Origin of the sequence: Streptomyces viridifaciens (genome assembly GCF_001888885.2) — a bacterium.
In the GTDB taxonomy this organism is placed as follows: Bacteria; Actinomycetota; Actinomycetes; order Streptomycetales; family Streptomycetaceae; genus Kitasatospora; species Kitasatospora aureofaciens.
On the sequence record NZ_CP090840.1, the window covers coordinates 1676096 to 1692121 of the forward strand.

Genomic DNA, 16026 nt, shown 5'->3' on the forward strand with positions numbered 1-16026 from the left:
GCTTTCGGGTGTGCAGCGTCCAGGACGCCGAGAAGCTGACGGCCTGGCTGGCGGTGAACGTCGCGCATGCGGAGCGGAGCCCGGAGCGGGTGCGCGAAGAGTTGCTGAAGCGGTGTCGGGAGGAGTTCATCGAGCCGCCGGCCCCGGACCGGATCATGCGGATGGTCCACTCGGCCCTGCACACTGCTGAGGAGGCCTGGTTCACCACGGTGGCGGCCCGGTTGTTGCCGCCAACCCGGGACAAGGTGCTGGCCCTGGTGGCGGCAGCCCCGGACGCCGCCGAGGGGACCGAGGGGGACGACCAGGAGTCGGTCCTGGCCCTGGTGAAGGCGATGCCGGGCAACGTGAGTCTGGAGTCGATGCTGCGGGAGATCCGCAAGCTGATCGCGATCCGGGCGATCGGCCTACCAGCGGGGTTGTTCGCTGACGTGGTGCCGAAGGTTCTCGGGTCGTGGCGGCAGCGGGCGGTGGTCGAGTCCCCGTCCCATCTGCGCAGGCGTTCGCCCGAGTCCGCGGTGACGCTGCTTGCCGCGCTGCTGGTGGAGCGGGAGCGGGAGGTGACGGACTGCCTGGTGGACCTGCTGATCGCCACCGTGCACCGGATCGGCGCCCGCGCGGAGCAGAAGGTGACCAGCGAGCTGATCAACGCCTTCAAGCGGGTCTCGGGCAAGGAGAACCTCCTGTTCCAGATCGCCGAGGCGTCGCTCGGCAAGCCGGACGGCGAGGTCCGCGAGGTGGTCTTCCCCGCCGTGCGGGGCGGGGAGCAGACGCTGAAGGAGCTCGTGCACGAGTACCGGACGAAGGGGCCGGTGTACCGGCGCACGGTCCAGACGACGCTGAAGGCGTCCTACACCAACCTGACATTCCCCTCGTAGCGTGGAGTCGTGATCAGAGGGGAAGTTGAGGGTCATGGCGGGGAAGAGGCGCTCTTACGACGCGGAGTTCCGCGCGGGTGCGGTGCGGATAGTGACGGAGACCGGGAAGTCGGCCGCGGAGGTCGCGCGGGACCTGGGCGTGCACGAGAGCACGCTGCAGAACTGGGTCCACCGCGCCCGGACCCGGGCGGACGCGGAGGCGGCGGGAGGCTTGAGCGAGTCCGAGCGGGACGAGCTGCGCCGGCTGCGGGATGAGAACGCCCGGCAGCGCAAGGAGATCGCTGAGCTCGGGATGGAGCGCGATGTCCTCAAGCGATCGGTGGTCCTGTGGGTGAAGGAGGCGACGAAGTGACGGTTGCGGGCTTCATCGCCGACCAGAGGACCGAGCACGGCGTCCCGCACACGACCGCCTGCCGGGCCCTTGGAGTGTCCGCGTCCTGGTTCTACAAGTGGCGCCGGCGCCCGGCTGAGCCGACGGCCCACGAGGTCCGGCGGGCTGAACTGACCGACCGAATAAGGTACTTCTTCGCCGCGTCCGGCAGTACCTACGGCTCGCCCAGGATCACCCTGGACCTATGGGCCGAGGGCTGGCAGGTCTCGGAGAACACCGTCGCCAAGATCATGGCCGAGCTCGGACTCCAGGGCCGCAAGCCCCCGCGCCGACGCCGGTCACTGACTCGCCAGGGCAGACGCATAGCGGCCCGCGACTTGGTCAATCGACACTTCGACGCGGTGGTGCCGAACGTTCTGTGGGTGGGCGACATGACTGAGATCGGCACCGGCGAGGGCAAGCTCTACCTGGCCACGGTGATCGACCTGTTCTCGCGTCGGCTCCTCGGCTACGCGATGGGTGCCCATCACGACGCCGCCCTGGTCGGCGCCTCGCTCACGATGGCAGCGGCCACCCGTAGTGGTCGGGTGGACGGCGTGATCTTCCACTCGGATCGCGGCAGCGAGTACAGCAGCCAGGCCTACAACGAGCTGTGTGACCGTCTCGGCGTGGTCCAGTCGATGGGCCGGGTGGGGTCGGCGCTGGACAACGCCGCCGCCGAGAGCTTCCACTCCACGATCAAGGTCGAATACATCCACCGGCAGCGCTTCGCCACCCGCGCAGAGGCCCGCTTGAAGATCGCGACCTGGATCGCCGACTTCTACAACACCCGTCGCCGACACAGCGCGGCCGGCGGACTGCCGCCCGTGGAGTTCGAACGGATCATCAGCAAGGCACGAGCCGAGGCTCATCAGGAGGCCCAGGCCGCTTAGCGAGGACTCCACGATTACTGGGGATTGACAAACCACTACCGCAAGGGTCTGATCGAGCTGCTGGGGGTGCTGGAGTTCCGCTCGAACAACTCCGCCCACCGGCCGGTGATCGACGCGCTCGACCTGGTGCAGCGGTACGCGAAGGCCGGCAACACCACCTACTACCCGTTGGGGGAGGTTGCCCCCGAGCATCGGGGCACGAACGGGCAGTGGGCGGAGCTGGTGCACCGGGAGGACAGGCGCGGGCAGCGCCGGGTGGTACGCATGGTCTACGAGGTCGCCACCTTCCAGGCCCTGCGCGAGCAGCTGCGTTGCAAGGAGGTCTGGGTGGTCGGCGCCGGCCGGTGGTGCAACCCGGACGAGGACCTGCCGACGGACTTCGAGGCCCGCCGCGTCGAGCATTACCGCGAGCTGCGTAAGCCGCTGCGGGCGCAGGAGTTCATCGACCAGCTGCGTAAGGAGATGACCGGTGCGCTGGCCGACCTGGACCAGGCGCTGCCCGAGCTGGACTGGGTGGAGATCAAGGAGCGCGCTGCGGGGGCGATCAAGTTCACCGCCCCCGAGGCCCAGGAGGAGCCGCGCAACCTGCGCCGGATCAAGGCCGAGGTTGGCCGCCGTTGGAGCGCGGTGCCGCTGATCGACATGCTCAAGGAGGCGGTGCTGCGGACGGGCTGCCTCAAGGCGGTCGCTTCGGTTGCCGGCGCCGGGAACCTACCAGAGGAGGTACTGGCCGAGCGCCTGATGCTGGCCATCCACGCGTATGGGACGAATACGGGGATCCGGTCGGTGGCCGGCGGCGCGCACGGCCACACTGAGGAGGAGATCCGCTACACCGGGCGCCGCTACCTGACGCTGGAGGCGGCTCGGCAGATCGCGGTGGAGATCGCGAACGCGACCTTCGCCGCCCGCGACAGCGGCCTGTGGGGTGCCGGGTCGACGGCGGTGGCCTCCGACTCCACGCACTTCCGCTCGTGGGACCAGAACCTGTTTACCGAGTGGCACTCGCGCTACGGCGGCCGCGGGGTGCTGGTGTATTGGCACGTGGAGCGCGGTTCGGTGGTGGTGCACTCCCAGACGCTGCGGGCCTCCGCCTCGGAGGTCGCGGCGATGGTGGAGGGCGCGATCCGGCACGGTACGACGATGAGCGTGGAGGGCAACTACGTCGACTCGCACGGCCAGTCCGAAATTGGCTTTGGGATCACGAGGTTGCTGAACGTCGACCTGCTGCCGCGGATCAAGCAGATCAACCGGGTGATGAAGTTCCACCCTGGGGCTGGACACCTGGAGACTGGGACATGTGAGCCCGGAGGAAGCAGTTTCAGGTGGGAAGCAACGGCAACATGAGTAAGCGGTACACGGCGGAGTTCAAGAGGGACGCGGTCGCGCTCGTCCGGTCTTCTCCGCACCGGAACGTCACCGAGATCGCCCGGGAGCTGGGAGTCAGCCCGGAGGGGCTGCGGGGCTGGGTCAAGCAGGACCGCACCGACCGGGGCGAGGGCCGGCCTGGTGACCTGACCAGCCCCGAGCGCGAGGAGCTCGCCCGACTTCGTCGGCAGAACCTCGAACAGCAGAAGACGATCGAGATCCTGCGCAAGGCGGCCGCCTATTTCGCGGCCGAGACGAATCGGTGATCCGCTTCCGTTTCGTTGAGGACCACCACGGCGCCTTCGGCGTCAAGCGGATCTGCCGGGCGCTGGGGATCGCCCGTTCCTCCTTCTACGCCTGGCGGGCCGGCGAGAAGGACCGTCGCGCCCGCGAACGGGCCGAAGACCTCCTCGCCGCGGAGATCGCGGTGATCCACCTCGCCTCCCGGGGCGCCTACGGCGTCCCGCGCGTCCACGCGGAACTTCGCCGCCAGGGCCGGGCGGTGAACCGGAAGAAGGTGGAACGGATCATGCGCGAGCGCGGGATCACGGGCGTCACCCGCCGCCGGCGCCGCGGTCTGACCCGCCAGGCCCGCAAGCCGGTGTTCGCCCCGGACCTTGTCGGGCGCGACTTCACCGCGCCCCGCCCGGGGATGCGGCTCGTCGGCGACATGACCTTCCTGCCGACCGAGGAGGGCTGGCTCTACCTGGCCACCTGCATCGACCTGGCCACCCGCGAGGTGGTCGGCTACGCGATGGCCGACCACCACCGCGCCGAACTGCCGGTGGCCGCGCTGTGGATGGCCGCCGGCCGAGGCGGTCTGGAGCGCGGCTGCGTCTTCCACACGGACCGCGGCAGCGAATATACGTCGAGTGAATTCCGCAACGGGATAAGCAAGTTGGACATGAGGCAGTCGATGGGAAGGGTCGGCTCCTGTTACGATAACGCCGCTGCCGAGAGCTTCTTCGCCGTACTGAAGGAGGAGATCGGCACCCGGGTCTGGCCCGACCGCGCCACCGCCCGGGCGGAGGTCTTCTCTTTCATCGAGACCTTCTACAACCGCAGGCGCCTACGCAAACACCCCGAGTGGGGCTACCTCACGCCACTCGAGACCCGCCAGCGGCACCGGCAAGGTCACACCCTCGCAGCGTAGACGGAGAGTGTCCAACCACAGGGTGGAACTTCAGACCGTGGACGGACTGCGACCCAGCTCGGCCGCGATCGCGCGCACGGTGGCCTTCTCACGCAGCCGGTCGGCGATGTGGATGCGCTCGTCCTCACGCAGATACCGGGACCCGCCGGACGCACGGGAGGGCGCCCGCTCGGGTCGAGCGGGCGCCCTGAACCTCTTCGGGTCCGTCCGGCCGTTGCGCCACTCACGTCCCGTACGCGGGTGAACGCCCACCAGCCGGGACGCCTCTTTGCTGCTGTAGCCCTGTTGCACGAGCCGGAAGTATTCCTCCCGCTCGGCACGGAGCTTCCTGGGCCCCTGCGGCCGCCGGTCCTCGCGGATATCGAAGGTCATTGCACTCCCCAGCTGGGGCGTTGCAACGATCCCTAGAACTCAAGGTGCGGGGAGGAGGGGCTTCGGGAGCGTTTCCGTCCGAGTCGGCGAGGCTGACCCCCGCGGGTGCGGGGAGGAGACCGTGACCACCTGGACCCCATGGCGGCCCAACGGCTGACCCCCGCGGGTGCGGGGAGGAGCCAACGACCCAACTCCGTCTCTGGGAAGGGATCGGCTGACCCCCGCGGGTGCGGGGAGGAGTCGTCGCCGTCGATCTGCGAGAGCGAGTAGAGCGGCTGACCCCCGCGGGTGCGGGGAGGAGTGCGCTGGGCGGTCCGGCACGCCGCGATGCTCGGGCTGACCCCCGCGGGTGCGGGGAGGAGCTCATCCTGCTGGCCATCGACGAAGTCTCGAACGGCTGACCCCCGCGGGTGCGGGGAGGAGGCTTTCTGACCTGCGGTGCAGTAGCGGCTTTGCTGTTTCTTGACTGGTTGCGCGACGTGGTGTGCTGTTGTGGTGTCAAGGTGCGGGTTCTCATCGTGTCACGGCGCATGGTCGGTGTTTGACGAGTTCGCGGCGGCCCCGTGCTGGTGGGGAGGACCGACAGGGGACCCCGCAGGCGCGGGACGACCTCCGCGCAGCGGACGCGGCAGGCCCGGATGGTGAACAGCAGGTCGACGCGCTCGCCGGTGCGGCGGGTCGGTGAACTTCGGCTGATCCGGGCGGACGGCCTGCCAGGCATCGACGGCCTGGCAGAGGATCGGGTCGACCGGCCTGGTGAAGGCGGTGCCGGTCTTGTGGGGCGGGACGTCGAGGAGACAGACGGTGTCGCGGGCCAGGACCTGCTGGGAGTCACCGGTGATGGGGTGCCGTCGTGCTGCCAACGGATGCAGCCCACCCTCAATCGGGCAATCTCGTTGCTGCGTTGTCCGGACAACCAGGTCAGTGTGACCGCGCAGACCGGCGGCTGACCCCCGCATGTGCCTTCGCCCATGCCAGGTCGCGGTGCGTCGGCCGACCCCCGCAGGCGCGGGGAGGACGAGGCCTCGAAAAGGCACCACCGGCTGCCGTCCGGCTGACCCCCGCGGGCGCGGGAAGGACCCGCAGCTGCGCCCCGGCGCCCGCCAGACAGCGCGGCTGACCCCCGCGGGTGCGGAAAAGAGGAGACCGACCAGGTGTCGAGCCCGTCGTTCGTCGGTAACTTGGCGGTCCCGGGTTCTCTCGGGTCGGCCCCTGACAGGCCCGGCTGGCGAGGGCCCGGTTTCGTGTCCGACGTGGGTGGAAACTGGGATGCCCCGGCCGTGCGCCGCTGCGAGACTGACCGCCGTGACACGACCTGAACTCTCCGAACTCGACCACCTGCGAGAGATAGAACGGCTCGCCGGCGTGGTCGCGGGCGCCGCCTCGGCCGAGGGCTGGCTCTCGTATCAGCCCGAAGCAGAGGACGCGACACCCTTGCAGCGGGCGGTGAACGCGCTGGCCCGGGGACTTCGCCACTACCACTTTCCAGGAGACGGCTGCCTCGACGATGAGGCGGAACGCCCCGAGCTGAAGCTCGCGGGCGTAGTGATTCTGCGTCCCGGGGCGATGCCGGACGTCATGGAGGAGACCTATGAGCAGGCGTGCGCCCGCCTCGGGGTCGAGGCCCGGCCCGAAGGGTGGGCCCTGTGGAACACATGGGGCGACGGAAAGCTGCAGGTGACGATGGTCGTCTCCGCCGTCGACACCACCGAGGGCCTGCTCGCGAACTGGTCGCGGGGCAAGGCCATCTATCCGCTGACGCCAGTGCCTTCCCAGATCGCTCTCATCCACCACGGCTGGGCTGCCCATATGGTCTTCTCCCCGTTCGGGGTGAAGAAGCTCGGGCTCGGCGGACAGCCATGACATCGCGTCACCTCGACCGCCGGTCCTCCGCTCCCGGATCGGCTGGTCAGCAGCCCAGCTGGTGCTCAACTTCGGTGGCGGCCAGCCGGGAGGACTCGATGCCGGTCTCGACCAGGGTGAAGCGGAAGGTCAGCCGGTCCGCGATGGCCGCGCAGAGCCGCAGGTCGGGCGGGAGGGCACCCGGGAGCCTCGTGCTCGACGGCCAGGGGTTGCCGCAGACGACGACGGCGTCCCGCGCGAAGAAGGGGACCAACGGCTGACCGCCGCGGGCGCGGGGAGGACAGCCCCGAGGGCTGCGGCCTTGGCGGTGATCGCCAGCTGACCCCCGCGGGTGCGGGGAGGACGTGACGATCGGCCGGTAGCTGACCGACCAGGTCGGCTGACCCCTGGCTGCGCGGGGAGGACGGGACACGTTGCCCATCCTCCTGAGGCCGCTGCGGCTGCCCCCCCGCCTGCGCGGGGAGGATCAGGATCTCGATGAGGCTGGCCGCGTCGCCCTCGGCTGACCCCCGCCTGCGCGGGGAGGACGACGAAGAACCGTTCCAGCTCAGCACCAGCTACAGCTGACCCCTGCGAGCGCGGGGAGGACGGACCGTGGCGGGATTCCCCGGTGGGCGGCAGCGGCTGACCCCCGCGGGTGCGGGGAGGACGAAAGAGCGGCGCGGTACAGCTGGGCGTAAGCTGGCTGCCCCCCGCAGGTGCGGGGAGGACCGTGTCGGCGGCGGTTGAACCGTGACCCGGTTCCGGCGGTTGAGTTCTGACCCTCGCGTCTTCTGTTGATCTTGTTAGTCGTTGCTGGTCGGTGTGCGGCCGAGGTCCCCGCGGCCTCGCATGCGGTAGGACTCGCCCTTGAGGGAGTGGACCTCGGCGTGGTGGACGAGCCGGTCGATCATGGCGGCGGCGACGGTCTCGTCGCCGAAGGTTTCTCCCCAGCGTCCGAAGGGCTTGTTCGAGGTGACGATCACGCTGGCCCTTTCGTATCTGTTCGAGACGAGCTGGAAGAACAGGTTCGCGGCCTCGGGCTCGAAGGGGATGTAGCCGACCTCGTCGACAACGATCAACGGGTAGCGGCCGAGTTTGACGAGTTCGTCCTGGAGGCGGCCGGTGTGGTGGGCGGCGGCGAGGCGGTCGACCCATTGGGAGGCGGTGGCGAACGCGACCCGGTGGCCGGCCTGGCAGGCCCGGATGGCGAGTCCGGTGGCCAGGTGGGTCTTGCCGGTGCCGGGCGGCCCGAGGAAGACCACGTTCTCCTTCGCGGCTATGAAGTCCAGTGTGCCCAGGTGGGCGAGCTGTTGGCGCGTCATGCCCCGCAGATGGGCGGTGTCGATCTCCTCGATGGTCTTGACCGCGGGGAATCGGGCGGCCCGGATGCGCTGTTCGCCGCCGTGGCTGTCACGGGCGGAGACCTCGCGCTGCAGGCAGGCGACCAGGTATTCGAGGTGGGTCCAGGACTCGGTGCGGGCCCGCTCGGCCAAGCGCTCGGCGGCGTCCAGCAGAGCGGGTGCCTTCATGGCGCGGGCGAGGAACGCGAGGTCTGCCGAGGTCTGCCGCCCTTCCTTGGGCGTCTGCTCTGCGGTGGTCGTGGCGGTGGCGGTGCGAGCCATCAGGTGTCCTCCTTGCCGGCGCCGCCCTCGATGAGGGTGAAGATGCGGTCGTAGGAACCGAGCTCACGCTGTTCGACTTCAACGCCGAGGTCATCGGGGGCGAGAGCGGTCAGGCTCGAGGCCCAGGCGCGTGAGGCCCGCTGCCGGATCGCCTGGCCGCGCAAGGTCTGGGCCGCGGCGGTGTGCTCGGGGTCGGTGATGGTCTGGTGCCGAGCCCAGCATCGGCTGTGGCGGGCGACGACCTCGCCGGTGCGGTTGGTGGCGACGATCTCCTCGGTGTCGGCCCGGACGGTGATCTGCTGCCCGATCGCGCGGGGGTGGACGGAGTAGTCGCAAGTGTCGACGCGGATGTAGTGGTCGCGTCCGAGCCGGGTCGTCTGGGGCCACCAGTTGGGCGGTGCGACCGGTGGCAGGGTGAGCATCTCGGACCGGTCGGCTTCCCAGCGCTCGGCGGGCCGGCAGCCGATCGTGCGGTGGTGCCGGCGGTTGGCGACCTGCAACCAGGCGGTGAGCTGGGTGTTGAAGTCGCCCGGTCCGGCGAACGTGCGGCCAGGCAGGAAGCTGGTCTCCAGATAGCCGTTCACCCGCTCCACCAGGCCTTTCGCCTCCGGGTCACGAGGCCGGCAGAGGTGGATCCTGGTCGCGAGCAGGCCGGCGAACGCTGCGAACTCCGACGTCAGCTTTCCCTGGCCGACGCCGCTCTCATTGTCCCAAACGAGCGTCTTCGGGACGGCGCCCCAGCCGGTCAGCAGCCGCCAGTGCCCGTCGATCAGGTCGGCGGTGGAGCGGGACGGCAACATCCGCGCGGTGATCACCCTGGAATAGCCGGACACGACGACGAGCACCGGCGGGCGTCCCGTCTGCCCGTAGCCCAGCGGGATCTCGGCCGGCGGAAACCACAGATCGCACTGCGCGAGCTCGCCCGGCGAGTAGACCGTCCGAGAGACCGGATCGACCGGCAGATAGGCCGGCCGCAGCTCGCGCACCCGCTCCTTGAGAATGGTCAGCCCACGGTCCCAGCCGATCCGCTCGGCGATCACCGTCGCCGGCATCGCCGGCGTCTGCCGCAGCAGCTCGCGGATCGCAGGCTCGACCGCATCAACCGCCGATCCCTTCAACGGCCGCTGATAGACCGGCGGCCGGTCCGTCGCCAACGCCCGCTTCACCGTGTTCTTCGAGATCCCCAGATGCCGGGCGATTGCCCGGATCGGCATCTGCTCGGCCCGGTGCAGCCGACGGATCTCAGCCCAGTCCTCCACGCGAATCACCCTCTCCTCCTGACCCTCGATGAAGATCAGGATGAACAGAAGATCGCGAAGTGGGTCCCGTTTCATCCGCCGATCAGCGGTCAGTTTTCACCCGTCGCCGACAGGTGTCGGCAACGGGTGAATTGAGGGCCACGGACGGCGGATCAAAATCGGGTCACTCTGCGATCTCTTGATCATCCTGACTTCACTGGTACGGGAGTCAGGAGGAAGAGAGGTGATCCAGGTGGAGGACTGGGCCGAGATCCGGCGGTTGCATCGCGCGGAGGGGTTGTCGGCGCGGGCCGTGGCCCGTGAGCTGGGGATCTCCCGGGGCACGGTGTTGCGGGCTCTGGCCTCGGATCGGCCGCCGGTCTACCGGCGGGCGCCGAAGGGCTCGGCCGTGGACGCGGTGGAGCCAGCGATCCGGGAGCTGTTGAAGCAGACCCCGACGATGCCGGCCACGGTGATCGCGGAGCGGATCGGGTGGGAGCGGGGGCTGTCGATCCTGCGGGAGCGGGTGCGTGAGCTGCGGCCGGCCTATCTGCCGGCGGATCCGGTCTCGCGGACGGTCTACCAGCCCGGCGAGCTCGCCCAGTGCGATCTGTGGTTCCCGCCGGTGGACATCCCGCTCGGCTACGGCCAGTCGGGCCGCCCGCCGGTGCTCGTGATCGTCTCCGGCTACTCCAGGATGATCACCGCCCGGATGCTGCCCTCGCGGACCACCGGTGACCTGATCGACGGCCACTGGCGGCTGCTGAACTCCTGGGGCGCCGTCCCCAAGACGCTGGTCTGGGACAACGAAACCGGCGTGGGCAAGGGCAGGCTGACCAGCGAGTTCGCCGCTTTCGCCGGCCTGCTCGCCACCCGGGTGCACCTTTGCCGGCCCCGGGACCCGGAAGCGAAGGGCCTGGTCGAGCGGGCCAACGGCTACCTGGAGACCAGCTTCGTGCCCGGCCGCACCTTCACCGGTCCGGACGACTTCAACCGTCAGCTGACCGCGTGGCTGCGGATCGCCAACCGGCGGCATCACCGCTCGATCGACGCCCGCCCCGCGGACCGCTGGGAGGCGGACCGCGCACAGATGCTCACCATCCCACCGGTCGCCCCGCCCCACTGGTGGCCGCTTCGCGTCCGTATCGGCCGCGACCACTACATCCGCGTCGACACCAACGACTACTCCGTCCACCCTCGTGTGATCGGCAGGACCGTGACGGTCCACGCCGACAACGAGGAAATCACCGTCACCTGCGGCGACGATGTCGTGGCCCGCCATGCGCGCTGCTGGGCCAGGCACCAGAGCCTGACCGATCCCGACCACGCCGCCGCGGCAAACCTCATGCGCGGCGAGGTGATCCACCAGCAAGCCGCCCGTGCGGCCACCGCCCGGGCCGCGGTGCTGGCTCCGGACAGCCTCGGCATCGAGGTCGAGCAACGCGAACTGGGCACCTACGACCGCATGTTCACCCTGATTGAGGGCGGCGCCGGAAAGGAGGACACGTGATGGCCCGCACCGCTCCCCAGCCCCCGAACACCACGACCGACGCGGCGAAAGCCGGCGTTCCCGCCGCCCGCACCACCCGACAAACCGCCGCCGACCTGGCCTTCCTCGCCCGCGCGATGAAAGCCCCCGCCCTGCTGGACGCCGCCGAGCGGCTCGCCGAACGCGCCCAGGCCGAGTCCTGGAGCCACCTCGAATACCTCGTCGCCTGCCTGCAGCGGGAGGTCTCGGCCCGCGACAGCCACGGCGGCGAGGGCCGCATCCGCGCCGCCCGCTTCCCCGCGATCAAGACGATCGAGGAACTCGACCTCGCCCATCTACGCGGAATGACCCGCCAGCAACTCGCCCACCTGGGAACCTTGGACTTCATCGCGGCCAAGGAGAACGCAATTTTCCTGGGGCCGCCGGGCACGGGCAAGACGCACATCGCGACCGGGCTGGCGATCCGGGCCTGCCAGGCCGGCCACCGGGTCGCGTTCGCCACCGCCGCCCAGTGGGTCGACCGCCTGGCCGCCGCCCATCACACCGGCCGGCTCCAGGATGAGCTGGTCAAGCTCGGCCGCTACCCGCTGATCGTGATCGACGAGGTGGGGTATATCCCGTTTGAGGCCGAGGCGGCGAACCTGTTCTTCCAGCTGATCTCGAACAGATACGAACGGGCGAGCGTAATCGTCACCTCGAACAAGCCCTTCGGACGCTGGGGAGAGACGTTCGGCGACGAGACCGTCGCCGCCGCGATGATCGACCGACTCGTCCACCACGCCGAGGTCCACTCCCTCAAGGGCGAGTCCTACCGCATGCGGGGCCGCGAACTCGGCCGCGTCCCCACCGCCGCCGACAACGACTGAGCCAGCGAGAGCGCACGATGGCCGACGATTGAACCGTTGAGACCGGCCTCAAATTGGGCCGTTGCCGACAGGAGGACGGCCCGCTGTCCTACCTCGGCGCGATCGGCACCGGCTGACCCCCGCCTGCGTGGGGAGGACGACGCCCCGACGTACGAGCTTCCGTCGACCGGCGGCTGCCCCCCGGCAGGTGCAGGGAGGACGTACTGGCCGGCCTGTAGGACCCGGGTGACCGCGGCTGACCCCTGCGGGTGCGGGGAGGACCTCGCGATACGAGGCGGCCACGGCGGCCACCCCGGCTGACCCCCGCGGGTGCGGGGAGGACAGCATCGAGGGCTGGGCCGACGTCCAGCAGAACGGCTGACCCCCGCGGGTGCAGGGAGGACTACATCTGCACCAACTCCGGTCCGGGCCGCTCGGCTGACCCCCGCGGGTGCGGGGAGGAGCGTCCGTCGGACTGCGGGTCGACGCAGTGGGACGGCTGACCCCCGCAGGTGCAGGAAGGAGGCCAAGACGCTGCGGGACCTGGGCGACGACAGCGGCTGTCCCCTGCAGGTGCGGGGAGGACACGTCCACCGCGACGGCGGCCACCCGCTCCGGCGGCTGACCCTCGCGGGTGCGAGGAGGACAGCGTGCTGCTGCCCCTGCTGCCCCCCGGCCGCGGCTGACCCCCGCGGGTGCGGGGAGAACGTGGCCCGGATCAGCTCCTTTTCGGTCATGTCCGGCTGACCCCCGCGGGTGCGGGGAGAGCGGTGAGTTCGCACCTCACCGGAGCCGGAAGGACGCCTGACCCCGGGTGCGGGGAGGACTACGTCCTCCACCAGCCAGTCGAAGACCTGGGCGGCTGACCCCCGCCCGCGCGGGGAGGAGACGGTTACCAAGACCGCCGAGGACGGCACCACCGGCTGACCCCCGCCCGCGCGGGGAGGAGGCCGTACAGGTGGTCGAGGGCGACGAGCGCGGCGGCTGACCCCCGCCCGCGCGGGGAGGAGTACGCGAGGTGGTGGCCGAAGCCCTCCGCCGTCGGCTGACCCCCGCCCGCGCGGGGAGGAGGCTTTCTGACCTGCGGCGCAGCAGCGGCTTTGCTGTTTCTCGACTGGTCTGCGCGACTTGGTGTGCTGTTGGGGTGTCAAGGTGCGAGTTCTTATCGTGTCACGCAGCGCATGGTCGGCGTTTGACAAGTCCGCGGCGGGCCCGTGCTGGTGGGGAAGGCCGACGGGGGACCCCGCAGGCGCGGGGACGGCGGTGCGGGGAGGAGGCGGACTTGGTGTCAGTGCTGTCCCGGCTGTCCGGCTGACCCCCGCGAGTGCGGGGATGAGGCTTTCTGGCCTGCGGCGCAGCAGCGGCTTTGCTGTTTTCTTGACTGGCCGGTTGGGCTTGGTGTGCTCGGGCTGGCCTCGTGTGGTCAGAAAGCGGTGGTGTCCAGGGTCAGATTGAACGGCTCCGGCAGCCGGAGCGCGGTCCCGAACGGGTGGGGACCGTCGATGACGGCGTAGCCGAGGTCGTGCGGCTCGGAGAACAGGGTGCAGGTGCGGTTCTGCCGGTCGGCGAGCAAGTAGAGCGGGGCGCCGTACTGGGCGTAGCGCTTGCGCTTGGTGACACGGTCGGTGTCGCCATTGGACTCGGAGGTGACCTCGACGACCAGGAGGGTCTGGTCGGGGGTGAGAGCGCCCGCGCCTTTGGCCAGGTCTTCGGGGATGACCGCAAGGTCAGGCATGTACCAGTTGGGGGAGCCTGGCAGGTCGAGGTTTCCGGACCCGCTGATGCAACCGAGCTCATCGACGCGGCGGTCGAGCTGGCGGCGGATCTTCGCCGCCACGTTCTCGTGGTCCCACGTGGGTGACACCAGGACGATCCGCCCCTCGATGACCTGAGCCCACCGGTGATCGATGAGCTGCACGGCGTATTTCAACGCGGCCTCGTGATTCACGTCCGCGTACGCGATCGGCTGCGCGCTCAACGGTTCGCCTCCTCCGGCCTGGCTGTGGTGTGTTCGACCGGACACCCACGGCTCCTACCGTAGCTGGTCGGGAGTCTGGCGGGGAATGATCCCTGTGCCTCCGAGGAAGAGGGGCGGGCGTGATGCCGAGCGGTCATGCCCGGCTGACCCCCGCGGGCGCGGGGAGGACGACGCCCCGACGTACGAGCTTCCGTCTACCGGCGGCTGACCCCCGCGGGCGCGGGAGGACCGGGTGCGCTCCTCGACGTCCGCCCGGCGGACCGGCTGACCCCCGCGGGCGCGGGGAGGACTGGTAGGTGATCTCCTCGACCCACTCGCTGGCCGGCTGACCCCCGCGGGCGCGGGGAGGATCACGGCGTCCGTTTCGACAGCACCTCGGCCAGCGGCTGACCCCCGCAGGTGCGGGGAGGAGGCACGTGCGCGCGCCTTGGCCCCGGGTGGCCGCGGCTGACACCCCGCAGGTACGGGCAGGAGGTCCTAGCAGTCCACTCACACCGCACCGGCGACGGCTGACCCCCGCAGGTGTGGGGAGGAGCTTGGCGGGACATCAAGGTTTCCGGGGGATACCGGCTGACCCCCGCCTGCGCGGGGAGGACCTGATCTTGACCCGGGCCATCTCGCCCGGGTACGGCTGACCCCCGCGGGCGCGGGGAGGACCCCGTCCGGGGCCTTCACCTTCGCGGCGGTGGCGGCTGACCCCCGCGGGCGCAGGGAGGACTCGAACTCAATCGGCACGTTGTGCAGCCGGGTCGGCTGACCCGGGCGCAGGGAGGACGGCAGCTTCCACCGGATCAGGTGTTCCTGCCCCGGCTGACCCCCGCGGGCACGGGGAGGACAATTGACGCTCGGTCGGCTGCACCGGGCTGAACGGCTGACCCCCGCGGGCGCGGGGAGGACCCGTCCGGCGGCGTCCCCACCTCCACCATCGCCGGCTGACCCCCGCGGGCGCGGGGAGGACGTGCCCGACGCACCGCTCCGATCCGAGGAGGACGGCTGACCCCCGCGGGCGCGGGGAGGACACGAATGTCCCATCGGGCTGCCACCCCAGGTACGGCTGACCCCCGCGGGCGCGGGGAGGACGTGGACCCGCCGCCGGCCGAGCCTGCGCCCTTCGGCTGACCCCCGCGGGCGCGGGGAGGACGTGATCGGCGTCGTCTGCAGGGCGAGCAGGCCCGGCTGACCCCCACGGGCGCGGGGAGGACACACGCTCGATCAGGTCGCGGATCTCTGCAACCGGCTGACCCCCGCGGGTGCGGGGAGGACGATGTGTGGCCGAAGGGCGTGGTGTCCCCGGCGGCTGACCCCCGCGGGCGCGGGGAGGACCCCCAGTGGCCCGACGACGGTAAGGCCGGGCGCGGCTGACCCCCGCGGGTTCGGAGAGGACCGTCCCGGATGCGGCGAGCTGATCGACGTCACCAGCTGACCCCCGCCGGTGCGGGGAAGACAAGGTTGACCCGGCCAAGCGGACGAAGAAGGGCGGCTGACCCCCGCGGGTGCGGGGAGGACGTCCGGCTCCGGCCCACGTTCGTGGTGATCAGCGGCTGACCCCCGCAGGTGCGGGGAGGACTCCAACCTGTGGTGGGCGCGCACCACCCTCGGCGGCTGACGCCCGCGGGTGCGGGGAGGACGATCCCGAGGAGTGCGTCTACGTCTGCGGCGCCGGCTGACCCCCGCGGGTGCGGGGAGGACGGCAGCCTCACCAGCCGCTGGTGCCGTATCGGCGGCTGACCCCCGCGGGTGCGGGGAGGACTCATGCCGCCAGGCCTCGGAGTTCACCGCGTACGGCTTACCCCCGCATGTGCGGGGAGGACTTCAGGCGGTCCGCGGCCGAGCGGCGGCTGACCCCCGCAGGTGCGGGGAGGACTTTCGGGGGGGGGCGAGGCCGCCAGAGCGGAGCCACGGCTGACCCCCGCGGGCGCGGGGAGGAGTCGGCGCCCCGGTGCTCGGCGCACTCGATCCCCGGCTGACCCCCGCGGGCGCG

12 protein-coding genes, 3 pseudogenes and 1 CRISPR repeat array are annotated in these 16026 nt (G+C 70.6%); of the genes and pseudogenes, 10 read left to right on the forward strand and 5 right to left on the reverse strand.

Features of this window, described 5'->3' with window-relative positions:
• Positions 1-8 precede the first annotated feature (8 nt).
• The 6 genes and pseudogenes from BOQ63_RS07245 (at position 9) to BOQ63_RS07270 (ending at position 4656) form a co-directional block, all read left to right on the forward strand.
• Positions 9-875 (forward strand): hypothetical protein, encoded by an 867-nt coding sequence (locus BOQ63_RS07245; RefSeq protein WP_191093643.1) that lies wholly within the window; start codon positions 9-11, stop codon positions 873-875.
• Between the two features lie 34 nt (positions 876-909).
• Complete coding sequence (locus BOQ63_RS07250; protein WP_030558334.1) at positions 910-1227, forward strand: transposase; 318 nt, start codon at positions 910-912, stop codon at positions 1225-1227.
• Entirely contained in the window at positions 1224-2138 is a 915-nt protein-coding gene (locus tag BOQ63_RS07255) for an IS3 family transposase (protein ID WP_150476341.1), read from the forward strand. The genes BOQ63_RS07250 and BOQ63_RS07255 overlap by 4 nt, the downstream gene beginning before the upstream one ends.
• Before the next feature lie 27 nt (positions 2139-2165).
• Positions 2166-3428, forward strand: a pseudogene (locus BOQ63_RS07260) (Tn3 family transposase); the annotation flags it as partial.
• 50 nt (positions 3429-3478) lie between these two features.
• On the forward strand, positions 3479-3769 hold the full coding sequence (locus BOQ63_RS07265) for a transposase (RefSeq protein WP_072653749.1): 291 nt from the start codon (positions 3479-3481) through the stop codon (positions 3767-3769).
• The gene (locus tag BOQ63_RS07270) at positions 3766-4656 is read left to right on the forward strand and encodes an IS3 family transposase (RefSeq protein ID WP_150476343.1); all 891 of its coding nucleotides are present in this window, start codon (positions 3766-3768) and stop codon (positions 4654-4656) included. The genes BOQ63_RS07265 and BOQ63_RS07270 overlap by 4 nt, the downstream gene beginning before the upstream one ends.
• Before the next feature lie 33 nt (positions 4657-4689).
• On the opposite strand, the pseudogene BOQ63_RS07275 reads toward BOQ63_RS07270, so the two are convergent.
• Positions 4690-5028: pseudogene (locus tag BOQ63_RS07275) on the reverse strand (helix-turn-helix domain-containing protein); the annotation flags it as partial.
• Positions 5029-5118: 90 nt separating this feature from the next.
• Positions 5119-5451: direct repeats of the CRISPR family, unit length 28 nt; unit sequence GGCTGACCCCCGCGGGTGCGGGGAGGAG.
• A 215-nt stretch (positions 5452-5666) separates the two neighbouring features.
• Between BOQ63_RS07275 and BOQ63_RS07280 the strand changes: the two are divergent.
• Both BOQ63_RS07280 and BOQ63_RS07285 read left to right on the forward strand, forming a co-directional pair.
• Positions 5667-5978, forward strand: a complete 312-nt coding sequence (locus tag BOQ63_RS07280) for a hypothetical protein (RefSeq protein WP_191093644.1) — start codon at positions 5667-5669, stop codon at positions 5976-5978.
• 355 nt (positions 5979-6333) lie between these two features.
• Positions 6334-6891 (forward strand): hypothetical protein, encoded by a 558-nt coding sequence (locus tag BOQ63_RS07285; protein WP_150476344.1) that lies wholly within the window; start codon positions 6334-6336, stop codon positions 6889-6891.
• Between the two features lie 46 nt (positions 6892-6937).
• On the opposite strand, the pseudogene BOQ63_RS07290 reads toward BOQ63_RS07285, so the two are convergent.
• The 3 genes and pseudogenes from BOQ63_RS07290 to istA (BOQ63_RS07300) all read right to left on the reverse strand — a co-directional run.
• A pseudogene (locus BOQ63_RS07290) lies at positions 6938-7057 on the reverse strand (IS21-like element helper ATPase IstB); the annotation flags it as partial.
• Between the two features lie 619 nt (positions 7058-7676).
• Positions 7677-8495, reverse strand: a complete 819-nt coding sequence (gene istB, locus BOQ63_RS07295) for an IS21-like element helper ATPase IstB (RefSeq protein WP_223886207.1) — start codon at positions 8493-8495, stop codon at positions 7677-7679.
• On the reverse strand, positions 8495-9763 hold the full coding sequence (gene istA / locus BOQ63_RS07300; protein WP_072653819.1) for an IS21 family transposase: 1269 nt from the start codon (positions 9761-9763) through the stop codon (positions 8495-8497). Before istA (BOQ63_RS07300) ends, istB (BOQ63_RS07295) begins: the two co-directional genes overlap by 1 nt.
• Positions 9764-9977: 214 nt before the next feature.
• On the opposite strand from istA (BOQ63_RS07300), the gene istA (BOQ63_RS07305) reads away from it, so the two are divergent.
• Together istA (BOQ63_RS07305) and istB (BOQ63_RS07310) are read left to right on the forward strand one after the other, a co-directional pair.
• On the forward strand, positions 9978-11243 hold the full coding sequence (gene istA, locus BOQ63_RS07305; RefSeq protein ID WP_030291260.1) for an IS21 family transposase: 1266 nt from the start codon (positions 9978-9980) through the stop codon (positions 11241-11243).
• A 116-nt stretch (positions 11244-11359) separates the two neighbouring features.
• Positions 11360-12088, forward strand: coding sequence for an IS21-like element helper ATPase IstB (gene istB, locus BOQ63_RS07310; protein WP_051747369.1), 729 nt, complete (start codon positions 11360-11362; stop codon positions 12086-12088).
• Between the two features lie 1402 nt (positions 12089-13490).
• Here the strand turns inward: istB (BOQ63_RS07310) and BOQ63_RS07315 are convergent.
• Positions 13491-14045, reverse strand: a complete 555-nt coding sequence (locus BOQ63_RS07315) for a Uma2 family endonuclease (protein WP_030557348.1) — start codon at positions 14043-14045, stop codon at positions 13491-13493.
• Positions 14046-16026: the final 1981 nt, after the last annotated feature.

Bases quoted from the DNA above. Each gene is read 5' to 3' on its own strand.
- BOQ63_RS07250 (WP_030558334.1), top strand. From the start codon at position 910: ATGGCGGGGAAGAGGCGCTCTTACGACGCGGAGTTCCGCGCGGGTGCG.
- BOQ63_RS07265 (WP_072653749.1), top strand. From the start codon at position 3,479: ATGAGTAAGCGGTACACGGCGGAGTTCAAGAGGGACGCGGTCGCGCTC.
- BOQ63_RS07280 (WP_191093644.1), top strand. From the start codon at position 5,667: ATGGTGAACAGCAGGTCGACGCGCTCGCCGGTGCGGCGGGTCGGTGAA.
- istB (WP_223886207.1), bottom strand. From the start codon at position 8,495: ATGGCTCGCACCGCCACCGCCACGACCACCGCAGAGCAGACGCCCAAG.
- istB (WP_051747369.1), top strand. From the start codon at position 11,360: ATGAAAGCCCCCGCCCTGCTGGACGCCGCCGAGCGGCTCGCCGAACGC.